This is a genomic window from Cellvibrio sp. (genome assembly GCF_053579595.1).
Genome location: NZ_JBRFPI010000255.1, coordinates 1 through 6733 on the forward strand (window position 1 = coordinate 1; position 6733 = coordinate 6733).

At 48.8% G+C, this 6733-nt stretch carries 8 protein-coding genes; 1 reads left to right on the forward strand and 7 read right to left on the reverse strand.

What is annotated here, in order from left to right; all coding sequences use genetic code 11:
• From ACWA6V_RS14840 to ACWA6V_RS14865, 6 genes are all read right to left on the reverse strand, one after another.
• On the reverse strand, positions 1–764 hold a 764-nt coding region (locus ACWA6V_RS14840), incomplete at its 3' end, for a site-specific tyrosine recombinase XerD (RefSeq protein ID WP_449523220.1).
• Positions 765–905: 141 nt separating this feature from the next.
• A complete protein-coding gene (gene rplS, locus ACWA6V_RS14845) occupies positions 906–1262 on the reverse strand; it encodes a 50S ribosomal protein L19 (RefSeq protein ID WP_449523226.1) in 357 nt (118 codons plus the stop codon).
• Positions 1263–1266: 4 nt separating this feature from the next.
• The gene (gene trmD, locus ACWA6V_RS14850) at positions 1267–2040 is read right to left on the reverse strand and encodes a tRNA (guanosine(37)-N1)-methyltransferase TrmD (RefSeq protein ID WP_449523221.1); all 774 of its coding nucleotides are present in this window, start codon (positions 2038–2040) and stop codon (positions 1267–1269) included.
• A gap of 73 nt (positions 2041–2113) precedes the next feature.
• Positions 2114–2650, reverse strand: coding sequence for a ribosome maturation factor RimM (gene rimM / locus ACWA6V_RS14855; RefSeq protein ID WP_449523222.1), 537 nt, complete (start codon positions 2648–2650; stop codon positions 2114–2116).
• Positions 2651–2682: 32 nt separating this feature from the next.
• A complete protein-coding gene (gene rpsP, locus ACWA6V_RS14860; protein WP_133685243.1) occupies positions 2683–2931 on the reverse strand; it encodes a 30S ribosomal protein S16 in 249 nt (82 codons plus the stop codon).
• A 214-nt stretch (positions 2932–3145) separates the two neighbouring features.
• On the reverse strand, positions 3146–5053 hold the full coding sequence (locus ACWA6V_RS14865; RefSeq protein ID WP_449523223.1) for a beta-ketoacyl synthase: 1908 nt from the start codon (positions 5051–5053) through the stop codon (positions 3146–3148).
• 136 nt (positions 5054–5189) lie between these two features.
• Between ACWA6V_RS14865 and ACWA6V_RS14870 the strand changes: the two genes are divergently transcribed.
• Positions 5190–6194 carry a GlxA family transcriptional regulator gene (locus ACWA6V_RS14870; protein WP_449523224.1) on the forward strand — a complete coding sequence of 335 codons (1005 nt, stop codon included), beginning with the start codon at positions 5190–5192 and terminating at the stop codon, positions 6192–6194.
• Between the two features lie 81 nt (positions 6195–6275).
• Here ACWA6V_RS14870 and ACWA6V_RS14875 read toward each other — a convergent pair.
• A partial coding sequence (locus ACWA6V_RS14875; RefSeq protein WP_449523225.1) for an Hsp20 family protein occupies positions 6276–6733 on the reverse strand: 458 nt, incomplete at its 5' end.

Sequence of the window (6733 nt, forward strand, 5' to 3'; positions counted from 1 at the left end):
GTATGCGGCGACAACTCTTTTTGGATACCCGCCACCATCGCCCAGTGCTTGATGCGATACCAGAATGTCTGGCGGGTCATAGGTTGGGCACGTGCACTCGGAAATACTACTTCATCCGGCATATTATTCAGCAACACAGGTCGCGCTTCACGCAAATAACGCGCTAACCACGCGGCAGCCTCTTCCCCCATGGGAATCAAACGCTCTTTACTGCCCTTGCCCATCACCCGCACAACATTCTGACGCAGGTTAATTTGCTGCATGGTTAACTCAACCAATTCAGTGACACGCAAGCCGCAGGCATAAAGCACCTCCAACATGGTTCGATCACGTAAACCTATCGGATCAGACAAGTCAGGTGCTGCAAGCAGGGCTTCGACATCGGTTTCGCTTAAAGATTTCGGCAAAGGGCGAGATAGTTTTGGATTATCGACCAAGGCGACCGGATTTTCAGTGATCCGATTTTCGCGCAACAGATAGCGATAAAATCCCCGCACACAAGAGAGAAAGCGTGCGGATGTGCGACTGGATAGTTTTTGCTGCAGACACACATCCAGATAATCCTGCACTAGTGCCACATCAGCACCCAGTAAATGCTGCCCCTGCTGGTTTAACCAGACGGCAAACTGCGCGAGATCGCGCCGGTAAGACTCCTGAGTATTATCACTCAAACCTTTCTCCATCCAGATGGCATCCAAGTATTCAGCAATAAGCTGTGCATCTGCTGGGACAGGTGTTAACTCCAACGGCTTGGCGGCAACCATAATTTCAACCTGAAATAAAAAACCGACTCTAGCGACTCCACCCCGGCAAGGCAATCAGAAAACGGGAATCTGAAAAACCAAAAAGCCGAAGCGGTTTCCCACTTCGGCTTTTTGCGAATCGATACGAATATCGACCTAATCTTACACCAGCTTCTCTTTGATACGAGCAGCCTTACCAGTAAGGTCACGCAGGTAGTAGAGTTTAGCTTGACGCACATCACCACGACGCTTCAGCGATACGCTGTCGATCATCGGGCTGTGAGTTTGGAAAGTACGCTCGACACCTACACCGTGAGAAATTTTACGCACGGTGAATGCAGAGTTAAGGCCACGCTTACGGATGGCAATTACAACACCTTCGTAAGCCTGTACACGCTCGCGATCACCTTCTTTTACTTTCACGTTTACAACAACAGTGTCGCCTGGTGAAAATTCAGTAAGGTTTGCTTTCAGTTGTTCGTTTTCCAACGCCTGAATAATTGGGTTAGTCATTGATATTCTCCTAAGAGTCTATAGCTTCACAGCTAGAGTTTGTCGTATCAAGGTCACGACGATATTCCGTCAACAGCTTTTGCTGCTCCTCGGTTAAATTTATTGCGTGCAATAAATCAGGCCTTCTCAGCCATGTTCGCCCTAACGCTTGTTTCAAGCGCCAGCGCCGAATCAGTTCGTGATTACCAGACACCAAAACTTCCGGCACACGCATTCCTTCAAATTCTTCCGGACGGGTGTAATGGGGACAATCCAACAACCCATCCGTAAATGAATCCTGTTCTGCCGAAAGCGCATGCCCAAGAGCGCCCGGAATCAGCCGCGTTACCGCATCGATAAGCACCATTGCTGGTAACTCACCGCCACTTAACACGTAATCACCGATGGACCATTCTTCATCGATAACGGTTTGTATCAATCGCTCGTCGATACCTTCGTAACGACCCGCCACCAACACCATATTGCTGTAGGTCGCCAATTCAGCGACACCAGACTGATCCAAGGTTCGCCCTTGAGGAGAGAGATAGATGACTTTTGCATCATCACCCGCCCAGGTTTTTGCAGCAGCTATAGCATCGCGCAGTGGCTGCACCATCATCACCATACCGGGACCACCGCCGAAGGGGCGATCATCTACCGTTGAGTGACGATCATGCGCAAAATCCCGCGGAGTTACTGTTTTTAACTCCACCAAACCTTGCTTGATTGCACGGCTGGTTATCCCAAAACCGGCAATCGCGTTAAACATGTCAGGAAAAATGGAAACAACCGCAATCTTAAGCAATTGACGATTACCCCTCTCGCCTCACAGCGTTTACGCCAAATAAGTGAGCTTTAAACTTTTAAATTTTTAAAGCTTAAAACTCGGGATCCCAATCAACCAGCATTTCGCCAGCGTCGAGATCAACAGACAGTACAAACTGTTCAGGCACATAGGGTATCAAGCGCTCGCGCTGATCAATACTTTCTGCATCTGCAGCCACAACAAGCACATCGTTTGCACCGGTTTCCATTATTTTGGAAATCACACCGAAGCGTTTGCGCTCACCACCAAATTGGGTAAATACCACCAAGCCTTCAAGCTGACTCCAGTAATATTCACCTTCATCCAGCTCAGGCAAGAGCTCGCTATCAACGGCGATATCAGCTGCGGTGTATTGCATTGCCAAATCACGATCATCAATACCGACAATGTGCGCGACAAATGCATCGCCATGAGGACGCGCCTCATCTATCTCAATCTGCTTGACTCCATGTTTGGTCTTTAAAAACCAGGGATGATACTCAAACAAATTTTCTTGCGGCTCGGTGTAAGAGTGAACTTTCACCCACCCTTTCACACCATAAACAGCGGTAATTCGCCCGACATTAACTAAATTGGATTCCGCAGACATCAGGCGCCTTCGACTATTTATTTAGCGAGCAATTAAGCCGCTTTTTTGCTTTCTTTAACCAGTTGCTCAACGCGCTCAGACAACTGTGCACCTTGACCAACCCAGTGTTGCAGACGGTCAGCATCAACACGCAGACGCTCTTCTTGACCACGAGCAACTGGATTGAAGAAACCAATACGCTCGATGAAGCGGCCGTTACGGGCGCTGCGGCTGTTAGTTACGGTCAGATGATAAAACGGGCGCTTTTTAGAGCCACCACGTGACAGACGAATAGTTACCATTGAGGTCTTCTTCCTGTATTTACTTATGGGGGAAAGACAAGCCTTCCCGGTTAAAATCGACTTTCAAGTTTAAAAAATCGTTAGTCGCACAATAAGCTGTGCGAAAGGCGCGGCATTTTAAGGGAAAGATTGGGCTTTGTATAGGCCAATAAAACATTAAGCGGGATAACCTCACCACCTTACCTATGGGGTGAGGCATTTTTTACCACAATATCTAGTCACACATGTCCGCAAAACGATTGGTAAAAGTGAGATCTATCGCCTGCGCAAACCCCGGCAGGCTCAGATGCTCCTGATCCACTTTAATTAGGGTTTCATCAATCAAACCTTCGCCAAAGTGGTAAATAGTCGAGAAATTGCCCTGCAAAGCAGCAAGATCATAGGCCGATGCGGCCGCACGCACCTGTTCGCGCTTGCCTTTATAGCGGGCAAATACCACATCGCCATAACGGCGAGCCAACATAGATTCGACCACATGCGGTGCAAAAATACTGGCGGTCGCATTGTTCCCACCAAAACCCTTGGAGTTGAGGAAGACAACATCCAGCGGTTGCTTGCAATGTTCATCTTTAGTGGAAATTTGCAGACGATCGGCAAAGACATCGTCAGCAACTTTAGTGATAGTTTTGATCCCGGGAATAAGGCCGTATTTAAAAATACCGAGACTGGCAATTAGTTGCTCGCCACTGGCGGCAGAGAGTGAATGCCCCACATAGGCTTTTACCGCTGACACTGGCCAGCTACTGATATCAAACACCTGCGCAATCTGGTCAAAAATTTGCGATTCAGTGACGCGATTTTGAGGTGTACTGGAACCATGCGCCTGCACCATCGAGCGCCGCTGGATTGATTCATACCCCAGAATAGCGCGCGCCGACGCCACAGCTTTAGCCATGGTGATGTAATTGCCAGGACCGGGAGCCGAGATCGACTTTTTAAATCCATCCGCATTGATAAATACATCACCCACAGCACCGTGCACATCCGCGCCTAATTCGATAGCCAAGGCATCATCCATCAGGACAACGTACTGACTGGCTTCAGCCATGGTAAAACCGGCATTCTCACCAAAGGGACGACTGGTACGACGCGGATCAGCCTCTTCAGTACCGTCCAGTTTTTTCAGTTTTTCCTCGCTGGCAAGTGCACCCATGGTGGCATAACCATCGATAATTTCCGGCACTATCGGCGCCTCTGCACAACCCACGACAGCCACACGGCATTTACCGTTGGCGATATCGTCTGCCGCAGCCTGCAAGTTGTAGAGGAATGAGGCACAGGCACCCGTGATCGCACCAGTCTGACCAACACTCCCCAAAATATACGCATTCACAAAATCTGCTGGCATGGTATTCAAACCCAACGGACACTGCTTGGCGCTCACACGACTACCCTTCAAGCGCGACTGCAGAAGACCGCCAAAGCCATTTTCATCCATCTGGCTCATCACGTTACTGGCATAAACGCCGATTTGATCCGGCTTTACTGAGTTCATTACCGCCTGCCATTCCAATCCGGTGGACTGAATTGCATCAGAAGCACCAATAACCGCTAACTGCAAAGCGCGTGGGTGATAGTGAGAGTTGTAGAGCGCACCCGGATTAAACCCGCGCGGCAGTTGCCCCGCCGATTTCACCGGCAGATCGCGATAGCTATCGAACTTGACCTCCAGACCCGATGAGGTTGTAACGCGGACACGATCGTCATCTATATCATCTATTTGCCAATCTGCGGGCACTGGCTCGGGCAGATCGCGCTTGCGCATCTCGACCACCAAGGGCGAATCACCCGCTCCAAGCGTCGCCGATTTCTGCCAGTGAGCAGCATCAACATCAAAAAAGGTTTTATCGATTCGGCGGATCAAAGTGCCATCCAGTACTTGCTCACCAAAACGTTTTTCGATATCAACCAAACCAAGCGCATTACCCTCAGTATCGCGATAGGCATCATCTGCAAAACTGACCAATCCCATCATGACTGCCAACCCGGCGATAGTTTCTTGGCGCTCCTTTGGCTGCAGACTCTCAATCACCATACGGCGATAGGCGTGATGGCCGGAACTGCGGCCAGCCGCATTAAATCCACCAAAACCCACAATCACCGGTAAACGCGCAACAGACATAACACACTCCCACTATTGGCAAAATGACAAAATTTTAGGAAGTGTATGAGCATTCACTCGCGATGTCCTTGTTGATTTGGTCATTTTCAGTGGTAAATTAGCCACAAAGTATCAATTCAGGCAATACGATCACTCCATGAGCAAAAATCCCCCTATCCGCATCCATTTCTTACTCTGCGAACGCATGCTCGCCACTAGTAGCACCCTGCCGATGGAAATGCTGCTTGCAGCCGAAAGCGCTGTACGAAGCATGCTGCCACGCGATCAGCAACGCCCTCTCGATATTAAAACCATCAGCCTAAGCACCACACCTATCGCTACCCGTACCGGACTTTTATGGCAACCCGATCTCACGATTGCCAGCAAACCGGCCAGCGATCTGATTTATATACCTGGTTTGTGGCGCAACCCCCGCCCTGTTGTAGAGAAACATCGCGAAACACTCGAATGGCTACGCGAGCAATACCAGAACGGTGCCATTGTCAGCGCAGTGGGAACAGGGGTTTGTTTTCTCGCGGAGGCAGGATTACTGGATGGGAAAGCGGCAACAACACACTGGCACTATTTCGACCAATTTCAAAAGGACTACGCCGCTGTACAACTTAAGCGACAATATTTCATTACCCAAGCGGGCAACCTGTATTGCGCCGCGAGTGTCAACTCCCTTGCCGATTTAACCGTGCACTTTATCCAGCGCTTTTTTGGCAAAACGATAGCAAGCCATGTGGAGCGACACTTCTCTCACGAGATTCGCCAGGCTTATGAAACCAGTGGATTTTTTGAAGCGGAAGAAAACAGGCATCCAGACGAAGACATAACCCAAATACAAATTTGGCTACAGGATAACTACCAGCGCGATATTTTATTCCCGCAAGTTGCCGCCCGATTCAGCATGAGTGTGCGCACACTCAATCGCCGCTTTAAAAACGCACTGGGGCAAACACCGTTGGATTATTTACAGGAAATTCGCATCAACATTGCAAAAGATTTATTAAAAACCAGCAACCTATCAATTAGCGAAATCGCCGACAAAGTCGGCTATCAGGACACAGGTTATTTTACCGCCCTGTTTAGGCGGAAATTAGCTACAACACCAAACGCCTATCGCGATACTGTACGGGCAAAATTATTCAGCACGTGATTTTTTCATAAAAAATCTTCTAAAAAATAACCCCGATACCAACGGCATCGAGGTTATTCTTAGCATCTATACTGTACGGGATTATGCAGCATCGACACTCGCTGGAACAACGGTGAGTTTTTCTGCAGTTTGCACACCAATGGGAATGGTACGCGGCTTCATGGACTCAGGAATAACACGCTGCAAATCGATGTGCAGCAATCCATTTTCATAATTCGCCGATTTCACTTGCACATGATCAGCCAATTGGAACCGACGCTCAAAACTGCGCGCAGCTATGCCTTGGTGCAAATATGTTCTCTGTTGATCTTCAGCAGTTTTAGTAGCAGATACAGTCAGATTATTCTGATTCACCTCAATAGTTAATTCAGATTGATCAAACCCGGCAACGGCCATAGTAATTCGGTATTTATCTTCACCCGTCAGTTCAATGTTGTAGGGCGGATAGCTGGGTTGGTTCTGCTCAGCACGAGAAAGGTTATCCAACAAATTAGCCATGCGATCAAAACCGATTGCAGAGCGATACAGCGGAGTAAAAT